This window comes from Shimazuella kribbensis DSM 45090 (assembly GCF_000428065.1).
Lineage (GTDB): Bacteria > Bacillota > Bacilli > Thermoactinomycetales > Thermoactinomycetaceae > Shimazuella > Shimazuella kribbensis.
In genome coordinates this window covers 42695-58483 of the sequence record NZ_ATZF01000005.1, presented here as the reverse complement: position 1 = coordinate 58483, position 15789 = coordinate 42695, and the positions used below count along the sequence as shown (strand labels likewise).

The following is a 15789-nucleotide window of genomic DNA, read 5'->3' as shown; positions in this document are numbered from 1 at the left end:
GCTTAACCATTTTTCAATAAAAAAATAGCTTATCGAGTCGATAAGCTATTTCTGAAGTAATATATGTTCCAATTTCAAAAGGAAGTTTTTATTTCATGAATTTAATCATTACAAAACGTATTCCACCAACAAGTACACCGAAAATCAGAGGAAAAAATATAGTATCATTTGGAAAACTGTTCATAGTAAGAAGAAAAAATACAATTCCCCATCCTACAGCCCGAATCAAGATTGGCCAAATATACACAGTTACGATTAAAAACAAAAACGCAACTATTGCTGTTGCAGAAGACCCCATTGCAACACCCAATAAAAAACTTAGAAATATTACTTCAATAAAGGGAAAAACGGATCGAGTAAATCCATGAAGTGTTTTTAACAATTTCTCTTCCTCCCATCACAACCATCCATCATGAGTGGACATTTAGGTCAACTCTTCCCGCTGTTGCTCCATATAATGAGAGATTTCTCGATCTAGTTCTTCTACCTCTCTTGCTTCACCAGATTCAATCATTCGTTTGATACCCCAATCCAAACCCCATTGGAATGCTTCTTTGCGTTCATTCGTCTTGTAGTTCGCCATTTTTCCATCCGGTTGAAAAACGGAAGGCGGAAGATTGGACACCACACATGTGGTAACTGTTTTTCGTTGATTCTTTTTCGAATGAATATAGACTGCTGCTGTTCGTTCTGCTAATTTTTCAACAAACGAAGCTTTCAAATGTTTCCGAGTCAGATCCTCAATTTCATCTGCACCTTCTAATTGAGCACAACTAATAATCATCCCAATGTTGCCCTTTATTGCCTGCATCAAATCTTCATTATTAAATTGATCGATTTCTCTTGTGACTAAACCCAATCCAAAATCACATTTTTCATCACTTAAAAAGATCTCTGTAAATAAAGGAATCTGAATTAAATGCACCTCATCAATCATCATCAAATGAAACTTAGCACCCACAGGACGTTTGATCGCTGCTTGATAATAGTGATTGACCAACTGCCCTACTGTTACTTTCAATTCATGATCTTTCATACCATCCAAATCAATAAAGACCAAGTGCCCTTCATTCATATATGCATTGATATCCAGTGTCATTTCTTTTTGCAAATACATCCGCCGCATGGTTGGATCTTGCAGCAAAGGATCAATATGACTCAAGATACCTTCTACTTCTTTCTTTAATTCTTGTTGATCTAGTTTAGTCCAGAAGCGTTTGACATAGGGATCTTTTCCTTTTTGAACAATTTTAGTACGGAATGAGGGGTCTCGGAAAAATTCATCCACACAAAGGATCGTATGACCTTCATCATGCTCCATTAAGCTATGAACAGCTAACGTAAGCAAACGCTTCATTCTAGTCAGAGATTCGCTCTTACCATGTTTGTGCAACAATACTTCCGCGATTTGTTCTGCGATTTGGTCGATAGGAATCTCATTTGGATTCGCCAATAAGTTCAATCCAACAACATGAGAGGTATCACTAGAAAGATTAAAATGATGAATCTTTTCTCTTGGTATCTTCTCGCCATTTTCTTCTAAAAAACGAAGTCGATTTTCAATAATAGGAATAATCTCTCTTGCAGGGTCAAGGATCGTAAAACCCGGATGGGTTTCTGGGTCTTTTAACCAGTCATCTATCATAGACTGAATAATTTGCGTTGATGCACTCGATCTACCCATGCCACTTGTTCCAGATAAAAGGAAATGTTTTGTCAGTTGACTATGACTTACTCTTACTTCTCTTACATGCAGGGGGTGTTTGGCTACCCCTATGAGGACTCCTTCATTTAACTCATCATCTTCCAATGTGCGCTGATCGTTGACCAAATGCATCAAAAACCCACGGCTATTTTTATCTATTTTTTCTGGCTCTTTGTATATCCAGTGAGATGAAGGTGGCAAATGAAATAAATTGGCTAGTTCATTTCCATCCCAAATCATAAACGTAGATGGATACGGATAAGGAACTAGGTTTTTATCTTTGATGGGATTCCACACTTTTTGTGGCCAAAATCGAATAGCACCATCATAATTAATAGCTGTTTCGATTGCATTAGCCGAAGATCGAACAATGGATAATGAATGTTCATGATTCGACCACAGACTAAGTCTCACTTTAAACGAAAGCTCCCTGCCAGTTAGTCGCTTCATCAGACTAATTCTTCGAGCTTTTTCTTCCGGCTCCATCTCAGATATCTTTTTATCTTTAAAACTATCCATCACATCTTCGGAACGATCTTCAAGTTTGGACCAACTGACAGGAGAAAATTGCAAATCTAGAAAAGTACCAGGTCGAAGTGAATTTAAAATGTTGCCAATCGGACTTTCCTTTTTCTGTTCTAATGATGCCAAAGGAAGGCCTTTTCTTTTCCCTAACTGAAAGGTGAAAATCCCTCCAGATCCACCCTGTTCTGGTTCTGGAAATTGTTCTTTATTGATATCATGTATTTCCGCTGAAGGATACACACTCTGAATCGTATCAAACACACTATTGCGTTTATCTTTTGGATAAGACATGTATATTCCAATCTCATTGGAACCAATCGGAATGGCAAAGCGAATCCGAAACCATGGGTTCCCAAACTGAATCCGTCTACCGAAATGGCGAATCATTCCGCCGAATGTTCGAGTCATCATCGTGATTTTATCTATTTCTAGTTCAATATTATCTGCTGGTAAAATACGAAGATACCGTACTCCTTTTGCCGCTTGTTTTCGATAATATATCACCATTAACCAACGAATCGCAATGTACAAGAGAGGAATACAAATTAAAATCAACAAAACCGTAGGCAGCCAAGATAACAGGTAATCGCTTGATGCTTCTACCGTTGAGTTTACGGATTTTACCGCATCTGATGTATCTGGTGACTTCCCTTCTAATCTAGGTTGCAAATAGTTCCAAATTTGTGCGAGGACATAGAGAAATACAAGAGGTAAAACAGCATAAAACAGTACATACCTTGGTATTTTTGACAAATCATCTGGTCCGCCTTTAGGCATTTTCAACCAACTCATGTTTCCCCCACCTATCTTGGAAATTTAATCTTTTCAATCCGAGTTGTAGCAGTTTGTATATATTTCTTAAACTGTTTGGACAGATCCCCTGAATTATCTGTGTATGCAGTGAATTTACCAAGAGATCCATTAACAATGCTGATAAGTTCATTCCTCTTCCAAATAATCCCTACTGTCAAGATCAATTGCATAATAATTGTCCAAGCATAACCAAATTCTTGGGGTGGTGTGAGATTGTACAAAATTTGCGACAAAGTTAAGATCATGCTGAGTAATACACCAACAACAATTTTTAATATCTGAAATCCAATAAACTTCTTACTCCAATCCATTGCCAATCCAGACCACGCTGGATACAGTGCCATCAGAAAAGCAAATGGGGCGAATAGAGCAAAGATGACAAAAATAAATTGATACACCAAAATGGCACCTGCTACAAATAGGAAGACAGCTCCCAAAATAAGATGAGAAACAGCTAGTAATCCAAGAAATGTTAAACGTTGAAAAACACCTAAATTGGTAACCATCACATTTGGTTCATAACCTAATGAACTGTTTCCAACCCGTTCTTCATTGACGGCTTGTATTCTAGTCGCACTTCCTGGTTTATTGTCTAATATTCTTCCAATTCGCTCATCTGTTAATTTGGGATCTCCTGATGTAGTTCCATATTGCAACATGAGATATGGCTGATAAATAAGCATATCGTACAATTTATCTGCTACTACAAAAGAGGAAACTTGAGATGAAAATTGATCCGTATTTTCTTCTGAAGATCGATTTTTCTTTTCGAGTTTCTTATCCTGAGTAGATTCTTCATTCACTTGGTCATTGCTAACCATATCCGCCTGTAATCCAACACCCATGATTTCTTGGCTAATTCCGCTACTGATCCCATTTAAATAATGCATAACACCACTAGAGTTGTTGAAAAATGCAAGAGACACCATCAAAATAAAAATCGTAGAGATGATCCCTGCCCAAGCACTAGAAGTATCTCGTTTGTACAAACCTTTGTATGCAATCCAAGCACCAGCTAACAAAATCATAAAGGTAAGGAAATTTCCCCATATCCCTGAATTTCCTACCACATAGCCATTAAAACCAACGAACTTTTGAATGATCGCATCTACTTTATCGGCAAAAATATCGACAATATCTAAAGAAAATCCATTTTCCACGCCTGATATCACCAAAAAGTCCCAAATCAACAGCATTTGCCATATAGAATTGATCACCAACCAATGAATGAGATTGTATCCGTAATCTGAAAAGTCATCTATGTTCCAATTATTGTGGTCTTCAAATTGAATTTCTAAATAATACCGACTCGGTTTATACTTCGTGTATTTGACATCATAACCTTTTTGTTTAGCCTGTTTGATCCGTTCATCAGGATAGTGTACCAAGGAATCAAACATAAAATTATACCCTGTTTGATCCGGTATCGTTTGTGTTTCCGCACTTGCATTACCCAACATAAAAGTCCACAGGTAACATACCAATACTCCTACAGCCAACCATCTGTTTACCTTTTTCATGAAATCCCTTCACCTCTAGGCTGGATATTTATTGACTTTGAGTAGCACCGTTTCACACAGATATCGTTTCACTAGAGGGAAGAGATTACATGTATAACGATAATCAAAGTCAGTAATACCTAAACTTTCATAGTCTTTGTCTCAATATGTAGCTTTTTTGAGCCAGGTCTTGTATCAAAAGCTTGTAGGAGTCTATCTTCCATGATGCAGATTTCTAGTTCATTCACTCGCTTTTCAAGGTCAGACATGAGACATGTACCTGTAGGAAGATTTCTTACTTTTTCGATGTTTCTTTCATTCGCTTCAATTCCCAATATATTACAAGCAGCCTCTGCTTCCTTATTATCGCGGCAACGGAACACAAAACGACATCCCAAATTCGAACGAATCTCTTCTCCTAACATATCCTTGGCATTTTGACTTATCAGATAGATGGCAGAATTTTTACTACGCCCTGTCCTTACAAGTTCTTCGAGAATTGCTCGACCTTCCCTTACTTTGGCTAACCGCCAAGATTCATCAAACAACACCATTTTGAATTGATCAGAAGATTGATTCGAAAAACGGCGGGAAAAGTCTGATATTGCCATTAATAATGCTATTCCCATACGCCCAAAATCTGTCTGACTTTCCTCAGGAAGTTGCAAATCCTCAATTTGCAGAATGGTAAGGGGTTTGGACAAATCGATCGCTTCTTGTGTCCCATCACCGAACAATAGCTGCCCTTGCCCAGAGGTCGCTAGATAACTGAGAACATCAATCATTTCCTCTAAACTATCTTGTCTTTTCTCTGGTAACTTTTGGATACCTTCCATCAACACTTCTAAAACCATGGTCATGGAAGGTTTTTCTGCTTTAATGACTTGATCCACTACTTTGCCAAGTACAATTGCTTCGTATGTGCCATCTGCTGCACGAGACAAAAATTGCAAAATACGTTTTGCCGTTTCAGAAGCTGCGAATTTCTCTGACTGCGTTTTGGCTCCCATAAGTGGGTCTAATTTTCCACGATCTTGTATACCTGCTCGCAGTGTAATGGTATTGGTTATTGGTTCCAGCTCAGGAAGCATTTTTGCCCAATGACCTCTCTCATCTTTTGGATCAAATATAAGAACTTTCGATCCCTTTAAAAGCGCTTGATATGCTAACAAATTTGCTCCTAGTGATTTCCCTGCTCCAAGGGAACCTATAAAAGCAGCAGAAGCTGTTGTACTTAGCTTTTTATCTTTCGGACCTCGATCATGCTCAAAAAATACCGGCAAGTTTTTCGACATCCCAATAAAGAAGCCATGTTCATCCCCCAATTGACGTACGGCACCAAGCATACTAGAAGCTGCCGCTGTTGGGTCCATGTGATGAACATAATCCGTAATATACCTTTTACTACCTGGGATAAACTCATTAAAACCTCGCCACTGATCCCCATATGGGATCTCTACTTGCACTAACATTTCACTATATAAATCTTTGATCAATTGAATTCGTAATTGTAATTCATCCTTACTCTTTGCAGCTACACCTAAAACAATAGATGTCTGGAGCAATGGGAATTTATCCACCCTTAAATTATTTTCAAGCTCTAACGCTTCTTGACGACTATTCAATATATGAAAAGAAGTATCTTCTCCACTCTCTGTAGCGTGTTCATCTTCCGCTTTTAGTTCTTTCTTTTTATTCTGCACTTGTGATAATGCCTTACGGTATTCAATTGTCTCCGTCCGGACTGATGCCTCTACCGGAAATGGAAGTTTTCCCAAACCATACAACCACTCTGTGCCAGGAAATGGTGCTTTATCTGGTATATGAGATATCGTTAGGAAGGCCATATAGCCTTGTCTCGGTTTTCCAGATACAAATTGCTCCACTATCAGTTGACGTCCACCTGACCCATCAAATCGCCCTTCTGTCAAAGTCAAAATATCACGAGTTGGACGAATTGCCTTTTTTCCTTTTACTTTTACAGAAATGGCTTTGGGTTTCCATTGGTATCTGCCAGGAGGATCACCAATACCTCGATAAAATCCTCTTCGGATTAACCATTCTAACTCACTCGTTTTCAAACGCTTCACGGATAAAAAACCATTCAACCGAGAGAATATGGTTTCCTCTTGAATTTGATAAGCTAGTAATTCTTCTTCTAATATCTCAGGAAAATCGGTCCCAGAACTATTGAGCAAATACCTTTTAAAGTCACGCCATGCATAGGAAATTTCGCGAAAGAAAGAAAGTCCTGAAACTTGTGTTTCCTTTAATTTAATGCCAATAAAAAACCGATATTGATTTAACTCTTTTTCTTTTAAATGTTTTACACTTGCATTTATATGATCCTCACCAGGTTGAAGCAAATTGCTCACCAAAGACTGTTTCATGAATAACTTTTTCTCATCTAAATCTTGGGAAACAGGAATCATCAAAGAATGAATATCTGCATTCATATTCCAATAAAAAGCCTCCAATTTCCCATGGAGGCTAAGCTTGTCATCAACTGTGAGGTAATCATAAGTATAGCCATCTAGTTCATAATAGGCAGTAACGGTTCCATCTTGGGCAAAAACAATATTTTTTTCAAAATATTTAAGCGGGAAAGGAAAGGTGCTCAAATATTGTCACCTCCACTGTTGAAACGAAAAGCAACTTCACCTTCGTACTGGTACTTTGCATTCGTTGTCTTTTCAATGTTTTGATAGCGAGCAAAATAATGATGAGATATGAGATGTTCAAAATAACGAAACAAAAAGCGGTGAGGCGCTTTTCCATCTAACGTTTTTCGGGTAAAAAACCAAGATACTAAAATAGGTACCCCAATAAATTTCACCAAATAGTAGTTCCCAAACCAATTCATGAATGGCAGAGTGTTTAGTAATAGCATGATAAACAAAGTACCAACAAAAAACGCCAACTGCCTATAGGAAACAGGTATAGGTAAGGGAATTCCTTGAATGGAATAAACCGTTTTTTCTATGCGAAATACTTGGTTGTATATTCGGATCTGTTTCATTTTAGATAAGCCTCAAAGAGCCATTGAAATCCATTTTGACCCATTTGCTGCACAAACTCAGGTTTAAATACAAAAACACTAACCAACATAGCAAAAAGTACGAATCCTAAAAACGCTGTAAACGCACGTTTCCAAAACAATGTGACACTAACAAAGATAATGATGAGTAAAAAGATTGCACCTATTTCACTCCCCATTGTATCTTGAAGTTTTTTCCCTGGGCCCTCCGCCGCTAACCATGTAAGAATGGCATTTGTATTCATACTCTATACCTCTCCTTGTTTCATCGATATTACATACCAACGGTCACTTTCCTGTACCAATGTAAAAACATAGTGGCTCACAAACTGTACGCCTGTTTGTACATCTCGTAAGGTAACATTACAGTTGACCATATATTGATCGTCCACCTGAGAAACGACCAAATTATCCATACTAACAAAACTTTGAATGGAGGTTAAACCAGCAGAGGCTTGTTTATTTTTGAAATAATAAGCAATCTCTTGTGGTTCTCCATTGGTGTACACCTTCCAAAACGTTTGCATGAAAGTTTCCGCTTGATTTGCAATCTCTCCAGAAACAGGACTACCGTTTGATTTAGGCTCTTCCATTGTAATATCACTCGACACAGGAGGGGGAATCAAGTAAGGAAAATCTACTACTCGAAACGAATCTCCTGCTTGTTTTATCGGAACAACAATATAACGATCTACTCTTTTTTGATCTGAAGAATTAGTAAGATTCGTTAAGATTGTTTCCGCAAAAACGGTAACTTCCTTTACTCCATCCCCACGATCCTTCACTTGCCAAGCGTTTATATTTTGGGTGTACGAATTATATTTTGCTTCTTTCATATCCAAACCAGCTTGCACATCTAAATTACTATTTAGAAAAGGTTGTAGACGTTGTTTTCTACTTTCCTCTTTTCCGATGGTCCAAAAAAAGTATTCTTTCGCAAATTGTTCAGCAAAAGCAAGCTCTCTCGTTTCATTGGGAGGTTTTTTCTGCTCATCTGTTGCTTGTACTCTTCTTGGCTCTATATTTATAAGTCCAAATTGAATGGACCAAGCAATGGTTGAACTCAAAGCAGTGTAAATTAGCAACCCCCAAAACAATGTCCGAGTCATCCTCTGTTTGTTTAAACGATTCATGGATGAAAATCTCCTTCAATTTACTTCACTAATATTGCTTCAATTATGTAACGTTTGGGAGCAGGTCCGATAAAAGTGAATGGGTAACATGTTGCTAATGTTAAAATCGGTTCATCACGAGAAACGATGACAGTACGATCATCAGGGTTTGTAATCCACATCTTGCGTATACGGTACGTAAATACACCTTGGTTAGAAGATATTTGTAAAATATCTCCATTTTTCAATTGACCCATACGTCGGAAAACAGTATCACGATGACCTGCTATCACACAATTGTCTCCCTCACCAGGTAAAACACTACCTGCATAATGCCCTGCACCCACACTCAGCTCATCTTCATGTGTACCCTCAATTACAGGAATTTTCACTTGTAACCTTGGGATAATTAGATCAGCAAAATGTTGTCCAGTTTTAGGACGTTGATCTTTTGGAACAATAATTGGCAATTCCATACCCGGCTGTGATTTGGCATTTTTTTCTTGTTTTACAACATCGGCGGTTGAAATGATTGATTCATTATTTTGTAATTTTTGGAAGTATAGAATAAGTGAGTAGCTCCCATATGCTACTCCTACCATCACAGAGATAAGGGCGATAATACGATCCCATTTCATTTAAGATTGTTCACGTTTACGTTTCAGTAAAACAACCCCAGCTAAAGCGATACCTGCACCTAGTGCTACTTGATTTAAGTCATTACCTGCTGTTTCAGGTAATTCCCCGCCCTCTTCTGTTTCGGGCAACAATACATCCAAGGATTGATTTATCGATTCATTATTCGTATTTTTTGCTTCTTCCTCTATCTTTTGCTCTTGTTTGTCACTTGGAGTGGAAGAATCAGCTGGTGGTACCTTATTGTTTACATTTTCCTGTTTCATTTGTTTTGAAGAAGTCGACTTTTCTGCTTCTTCTTTGTTTACCGGATTATTCTTTTGTTCTTTCTGAGGGGCTTTTTCTTCTTTTTTTGGTTGTTCCACTTTTTGTTTTGATTTGGTCTCATCTTTTACAGTGTCAGACTGTTCTTTTTTTCGTTTGGTTTCAGTTGTCTGTTGTTTTTGGACTTGTTTTGAAGATTCTCCATTACCCTTTTCTATATGCTCTTGATTGTTTTTACTGTTTTCGGGTTGTTGTTGATCTGTCACATCTGATGCAGGCTCATCTAGTGGAGGGTTACTTGGTGTAATTTCACTAGAATTGGTTTGTGGAACCTTCATTTGTGGTAATTTGACTTCTTTGTCTAACTCCACTTTTGAAGGAGGTTCGTCTAGAGGTGCTTTATTCTGGGGATTTCCATCTTGTGTATTAGCAAATGCACTCCCTACACCCGAAGACAGCCCTGTTACCAAGCAAAGAGAAAGAATTGCTGTATTGGATACTTGACTCAACTCGTTTTTTCGCTTGCGAAACTTCCTAGGTCGATGATGTAACAGCGGATCTTCTTCTTCTACACGTAAAGATTCCAATACTCTTTTTGGATCCTTTTGCAACGGAATGCCTCCTTCAAATCTTGAGCGAAAAAAGATTTGGTCAGCTTCACCAAATCTTGTTCTATCATCATTCAGCAAATTTCATCTTTCCTGCTTCTTAATATGAAAAAAAATAGAACTAAATGTGCGTCTTTTCTCTATATTATTACAGATTAAACCCCAATTTCAACACTTTTTCATATTTTTCGGATATTAGCTCTTGACAAATCGCCTTTTATTTCGACAAAAACATTCACCCGCCTCTTTCCAATGCTCAAAAAAAGCCACCTTTTCTAGTAAAGGAGGCTCAGATGTACATCTTAATTTTCGCCATTTGGAATAAATATTTTTTTAATTTTCTTTCTTCTATATTCAAAAATATCTTCCACTTTATTTTTCACCAACAAGGGATGAAATAATTGTCCAATGGGACCAAAAGGCATAGCATAGTGCACAATATCTGTCATCTCAACACTATTATCTAACTGACGGAAATGATGTTGATGGTGCCAAAAAGCATATGGTCCAAATCGCTGTTCATCTACAAAATACTCTTTTTCTTTCACATGTGTTATCTCTGTAACCCAAGAAAAAGGAATGCGCGAAATTGGTGTTATCTGATATGTAAGAATTAGACCTGGATATATTTCTTGTGGTAAGGAACTTATTAAACGAAACCTTAACCAACTAGGAGTTATGTCCGCAAGATTGACAGGATTTGAAAAATAAGACCATGCCTCATCTAGCGAAACATGTAAATGTTGTGTATGTTCTTTTCGATATATTTTCATTCCTAATTCTCCTATTACGATACTGGATTTAACATCCATATAGATAAATTGAGTAATGCTGCAAACCCCACCCAAAGGGCATACGGAAGAAATAGTATTGCTGCCCACTTAGTCAAATTTCTGGAAATTACAATAAAATAACATATTATACAAAAAAGGATAACAATATCAATTAAAGCAATTAATGGGGATTGCAGCCAAAAAAATAACCAAGTCCATATCAAATTTAAAATAAGTTGGGCACCATATACTTGTAAGACAAATTTACGAATAAGTGTTTTCTCACGAACATATACAAGCCAACCCGATACAGCAATAAGTATGTATAATACAGTCCAAACAGGTCCAAATAGCCAATCCGGAGGTTGAAAAGCTGGCTTTTGCAATCCATTGAACCAACTATTCTCTCCAGTATCAGTGATCAGTGACCCCAATAACGCCACCAAAAAACAAATCGATAGAAACGTTGCAAAAGAAAGTATTGCATGTCTACGTTCTTTCACCACCACTCCCCCTTCTAGTTGTTAAACATATGCTCTAAGGTTCGTTTTAAGTCCGAATACTGAAAAGTATATCCACTATCCATTAGTTTTTTAGAAGATACTCTGTTACCTTCTACCAATAATTCTTCAGCCATTTCCCCATAGATCGCTTTCAATAAAAAAACAGGTATGGGAAAAATGGTTGGACGTTTTAATACACTCCCTAATGTCTTGGTAAACCGATAGTTGGTGACTGGTTCTGGACTGACTGCATTTACTGCACCATGAAGATCCTCTTTCTCTATTAAAAATTGAACGAGTGGTGGTATTTCCTCTAAGGCGATCCAACTAAATGCTTGTCTACCAGTTCCAATCTTTCCACCTAAACCACATCGAAAAGGGAACAACATCTTTTGCAGAGCACCCGAATGCCTGTCCAAAATAACACCGAATCGCATATGTACCACACGTATACCTTTTTCTTTGGCTGGTAAGGTTGCCTCTTCCCAGTTTTGGACTACATCAGCTAAAAACCCTTTTCCTTGTTCACTTTTTTCATCTAGTAAGTCAGAATAAGGGTGATTGCCGTAATATCCAATAGCAGAAGCAGATAATAAACTTTTTGGCGGGTTTTTCAATCGAGCTAATGATGTAGATAATAACTTTGTGCCTAGTATTCTACTTTTTTTGATTCTTTCTTTCTGATTTTTTGTCCATCGTTTACTAATATTTTCACCTGCTAAATGAATGACGACATCCATTCCATCTAGTTGCTGTACATCCAAAAATTGCTTCTCTGGATCCCATGAAATCGTTGCTTCTTTAAAATTCCTGTTGCGTGCTCGTATCACACGGAAAATTTCATGTCCTTGATCACCTAAAGATTGGACCAAGCGTTGTCCAACCATACCAGTTGATCCTGTTATTGCAATTTTCAAGGAATTCCCTCCGTATTCCATATTAAGTTCGTCAAACCATCCTTAATTATGACAAATATTCCTATGTTATATTTTCTCCCATGGTTCGATATCCCCTTCTATTAAGTAAAATAAAGGATGCAAGTCTAACTTTTCTTCTTTTTCCAGGATCTTCATATGAATTTGATCTCTTGTCTTTAGCTTTTCTAATAACCAATTCTTCTCATATTCTACTTGACCATTAGTCACTGGAATTCTAGATTCTGTGTGATTGGCTACTATTTTACTTCTGTCAAATTTATATCTGCGATTTTGTGCATGTTGATGAATACCACTTAAATAAGTTGCAATAGCAGACACTGGGGTAATATGTTCCTTAAAACGGTTTAATTGGGGATGATTTTTATAACCTTTCGTATTCCCTAACAGCACTGCTTGCGCTAATAATGTCTCTCTCCATAATGCTACTAATCCTTTTGTATCCAGATACTTCGGATGAATACTCCAAATACGCACTTCCCACACTCCCTTTTGGGATATATTTACATTCAATAAAGGAAGAAAACCCCGATCATTCGGGGTTTAACTCACTTGAATATGCGACTTTCGATCAGAAAAATTCCATTCGGGATAGTAACTATCTTTAACCAAAAGATTAGGTCCTGTGCATTTTGCCGCTGGACATATACAGTGTAGCTGCTTCGCAAGTGGGTGATCTAACCATGCATGAAAAATATCAACCAAATTATGATCATTTATATTCCCAAATGATTGTAGCTCTGCAAAATCGGTGATGGTTACATTCCCTGTAAATAAATTGATATTTAACCGATTTCTACCGTCCGGATCTTGTCTCACAGTAACATCTGGATGCTGGTGAAGTTTAGTCCATAAATTTTGATCTCTTTTATCATCACTACAGGGAAAGAAAGGCAGTGTCCCAAATAATATCCAAGATTGAGGATCTTGGATAAGTAATTCCACTGCGCGACGATATTCTTCCAAAGACAGCAAAGACATCCCTTTTGCAAAATCACTCGGGTACAATGGATGAACCTCATGACGTTGGCAGCCCATCTGGACTATGTCATCATGCATGGCTAAAATATGAGGGGCTGTAAAGGGACTTAAAAACGTTTCAGCAGATACAAAAACCCCTTTTTCAGTCATTCTTCTTGCATTATCTTTCATTAAGGCAAAGGTTTTTTCTGCTACCTTCGCAGATACTGTACGATCCATTTTTGCGTAGACCATGCGATGAAAATCTTGAAAGTCGCGATAATTATAAGAAATATGTACCACATCCACATCTTCGATCCACCCATCATATCGGTGATAAGGAAGTGTTAGATTGGTATTTAATTGTGTATAAATTCCCCGATTTTTCGCGTATTGTAAAATGGGTTTAATTGCCTTTTCAACCGTATCTGGATGAAAAACAGGTTCTCCACCTGTTAAACTTATCGTTTGCAACGATTCTACTTCATCTAAACGTTCAAATACACGAGAAAGCGGGATAAATGGCATTTCTTTTTCTAGCAGCGTCTCTCCCACTGCACAATGCTCACAGCGAAGGTTACATAGATTGGTAACCGTAAACTCAATGCTTGTTAACTCATAATGTTGTTTTGCTTGAATCGTGTTCCAAGCATCCCATGGGTCCCATTGTGGGGAAATTGGCTTTTTCATCTTTCATCCTCTTTTTGACTAACTACGAATATGTTTTCCATCTATCGAACGGTAATAAATAAAGTCATATCCATGTAAATATGAACACAGGAAGGGTTTATCCATCTAACCATTCGACTTATTCCTAGGAAATAGACAAACGCCAATCTAGATATTCATCATAACTCATTTGTTTATCAATGATTCCAGTTGGAGTAAACTCTATGATTCGATTGGCAATGGTTTGAACAAATTGGTGATCATGTGATGCAAATAAAACGGTACCTGAAAAATTAGTCAATCCTTTGTTTAGAGCAGTGATAGATTCTAAATCCAGATGGTTTGTAGGTTCATCAAGAATCAATACGTTTGCTCCACTCAGCATCATGCGTGAGAGCATAGAACGCACTTTTTCTCCACCGGACAGTACACTTGGCTTCTTCATAACTTCATCGCCTGAGAAGAGCATTCTCCCCAAAAATCCCCGCAAATAACTTTCCGTTTGATCAGACGAATATGGACGTAACCAATCGACAAGGCTCGACTCATTTCCTTGGAAATAGTCAGCATGATCTTTAGGGAAATATGCTTTTTTGATCGTTATTCCCCAATGAATCTCTCCAGAATCCGCTTCTAATTCTCCCATTAATACTTGAAAAAGAGTCGTTTTTGCTAATTCCATATCTCCAACAAAAGCAATTTTATCTCCCTTATTCAACGTAAAACTGATTTGTTCTAAAACTTTTTCATCTTCTAATTCTTTTGTAATACGATCTACACGCAAAATATCATTTCCGGCTTCTCTTTCTGGTTCAAACTGAATAAATGGATAACGGCGTGTGGATGGTTTGATATCTTCTAATGTTATTTTCTCTAATTGTTTTTTTCGAGAAGTTGCTTGTTTCGATTTTGAAGCATTTGCACTAAATCTAGCAATAAATGTCTCCAGTTCTTTGCGTTTTTCTTCTAGTTTTTTATTCTTTTCTCTAGTCAATGTCAAAACCAATTGACTTGATTCATACCAAAAATCATAGTTACCTACATAGAGGCGTATCTCACCAAAATCAATATCCACCATATGAGTACAAACCTGATTCAAAAAGTGTCTATCATGCGATACAACAATAACTGTATTTTCAAACTGAGCTAAGAAATCTTCTAGCCACCTTATAGCTGCAATATCCAAATGGTTGGTAGGCTCATCAAGTAATAAGATATCTGGTTTTCCAAAAAGAGCTTGCGCGAGCAAAACTTTTACTTTTTCCGGTCCAGAAAGGTCAGCCATTTTTTTCTGATGTAAATCTTCTGTTACCCCTAGTCCAGTTAGCAAAATAGCAGCTTCTGACTCAGCTTCCCACCCATTTAGCTCTGCAAAGTCACCTTCTAGCTCTGCTGCACGCATTCCATCTTCCTCAGAAAAATCTGCTTTCGCATATAAAGCATCTTTCTCTTTCATAATGTTATATAGACGTTCATGTCCAATAATTACTGTCTCCAATACAGGATATTCATCGTATTGAAAATGATCTTGCTTTAAAACAGCTAATCTCTCTCCAGAACTAATAGAAATCTCACCTGTATTTGCCTCTAATTCCCCTGACAAGATCTTAAGAAAAGTAGATTTACCAGCGCCGTTTGCCCCAATCACTCCATAACAGTTACCAGGAGTAAACTTAAGGTTCACATCTTCAAACAACTTTCGACCACCTATGCGGTAGCTTACATTACTTACATGAATCATTATCTTTGA

15 protein-coding genes are annotated in these 15789 nt (G+C 37.5%); 1 reads left to right on the top strand and 14 read right to left on the bottom strand.

The window, feature by feature from the left end:
* Window positions 1–95: 95 nt before the first annotated feature.
* Entirely contained in the window at window positions 96–368 is a 273-nt protein-coding gene (locus tag A3GQ_RS26875) for a hypothetical protein (protein ID WP_156877633.1), read from the top strand.
* Window positions 369–424: 56 nt separating this feature from the next.
* On the opposite strand, the gene A3GQ_RS0109245 is transcribed toward A3GQ_RS26875, so the two are convergent.
* The 14 genes from A3GQ_RS0109245 to A3GQ_RS0109180 all read right to left on the bottom strand — a co-directional run bounded on the left by A3GQ_RS0109245 (window position 425) and on the right by A3GQ_RS0109180 (window position 15780).
* Window positions 425–3022 carry an ATP-binding protein gene (locus A3GQ_RS0109245; protein WP_028776806.1) on the bottom strand — a complete coding sequence of 866 codons (2598 nt, stop codon included), beginning with the start codon at window positions 3020–3022 and terminating at the stop codon, window positions 425–427.
* An 11-nt stretch (window positions 3023–3033) separates the two neighbouring features.
* Window positions 3034–4563 carry a CD3337/EF1877 family mobilome membrane protein gene (locus A3GQ_RS0109240; protein WP_028776805.1) on the bottom strand — a complete coding sequence of 510 codons (1530 nt, stop codon included), beginning with the start codon at window positions 4561–4563 and terminating at the stop codon, window positions 3034–3036.
* A gap of 119 nt (window positions 4564–4682) precedes the next feature.
* Entirely contained in the window at window positions 4683–7163 is a 2481-nt protein-coding gene (locus A3GQ_RS23915) for an ATP-binding protein (protein ID WP_051271489.1), read from the bottom strand.
* Window positions 7160–7561: a TcpE family conjugal transfer membrane protein gene (locus tag A3GQ_RS23910; protein ID WP_037464486.1), complete on the bottom strand. Its 402-nt coding sequence runs from the start codon at window positions 7559–7561 to the stop codon at window positions 7160–7162. Before A3GQ_RS23910 ends, A3GQ_RS23915 begins: the two co-directional genes overlap by 4 nt.
* Entirely contained in the window at window positions 7558–7824 is a 267-nt protein-coding gene (locus A3GQ_RS0109225) for a hypothetical protein (protein WP_028776804.1), read from the bottom strand. Before A3GQ_RS0109225 ends, A3GQ_RS23910 begins: the two co-directional genes overlap by 4 nt.
* Window positions 7825–7827: 3 nt before the next feature.
* Window positions 7828–8712, bottom strand: a complete 885-nt coding sequence (locus tag A3GQ_RS0109220; protein ID WP_028776803.1) for a conjugal transfer protein — start codon at window positions 8710–8712, stop codon at window positions 7828–7830.
* A gap of 20 nt (window positions 8713–8732) precedes the next feature.
* Window positions 8733–9329, bottom strand: a complete 597-nt coding sequence (locus A3GQ_RS0109215) for a class D sortase (protein WP_028776802.1) — start codon at window positions 9327–9329, stop codon at window positions 8733–8735.
* Window positions 9330–10202, bottom strand: coding sequence for a hypothetical protein (locus tag A3GQ_RS0109210; protein ID WP_156877632.1), 873 nt, complete (start codon window positions 10200–10202; stop codon window positions 9330–9332). It lies immediately after the preceding gene.
* Between the two features lie 299 nt (window positions 10203–10501).
* Complete coding sequence (locus tag A3GQ_RS0109205; RefSeq protein ID WP_028776800.1) at window positions 10502–10972, bottom strand: SRPBCC family protein; 471 nt, start codon at window positions 10970–10972, stop codon at window positions 10502–10504.
* Between the two features lie 14 nt (window positions 10973–10986).
* Window positions 10987–11475, bottom strand: a complete 489-nt coding sequence (locus A3GQ_RS0109200) for a TspO/MBR family protein (protein ID WP_051271487.1) — start codon at window positions 11473–11475, stop codon at window positions 10987–10989.
* Window positions 11476–11489: 14 nt separating this feature from the next.
* Window positions 11490–12392: a TIGR01777 family oxidoreductase gene (locus A3GQ_RS23905; RefSeq protein WP_037464484.1), complete on the bottom strand. Its 903-nt coding sequence runs from the start codon at window positions 12390–12392 to the stop codon at window positions 11490–11492.
* A 66-nt stretch (window positions 12393–12458) separates the two neighbouring features.
* A complete protein-coding gene (locus tag A3GQ_RS0109190) occupies window positions 12459–12887 on the bottom strand; it encodes a pyrimidine dimer DNA glycosylase/endonuclease V (protein WP_028776798.1) in 429 nt (142 codons plus the stop codon).
* A gap of 66 nt (window positions 12888–12953) precedes the next feature.
* Entirely contained in the window at window positions 12954–14060 is a 1107-nt protein-coding gene (gene yfkAB, locus A3GQ_RS0109185; RefSeq protein WP_028776797.1) for a radical SAM/CxCxxxxC motif protein YfkAB, read from the bottom strand.
* A 124-nt stretch (window positions 14061–14184) separates the two neighbouring features.
* Window positions 14185–15780, bottom strand: coding sequence for an ABC-F family ATP-binding cassette domain-containing protein (locus tag A3GQ_RS0109180; protein ID WP_028776796.1), 1596 nt, complete (start codon window positions 15778–15780; stop codon window positions 14185–14187).
* Window positions 15781–15789 lie beyond the last annotated feature (9 nt).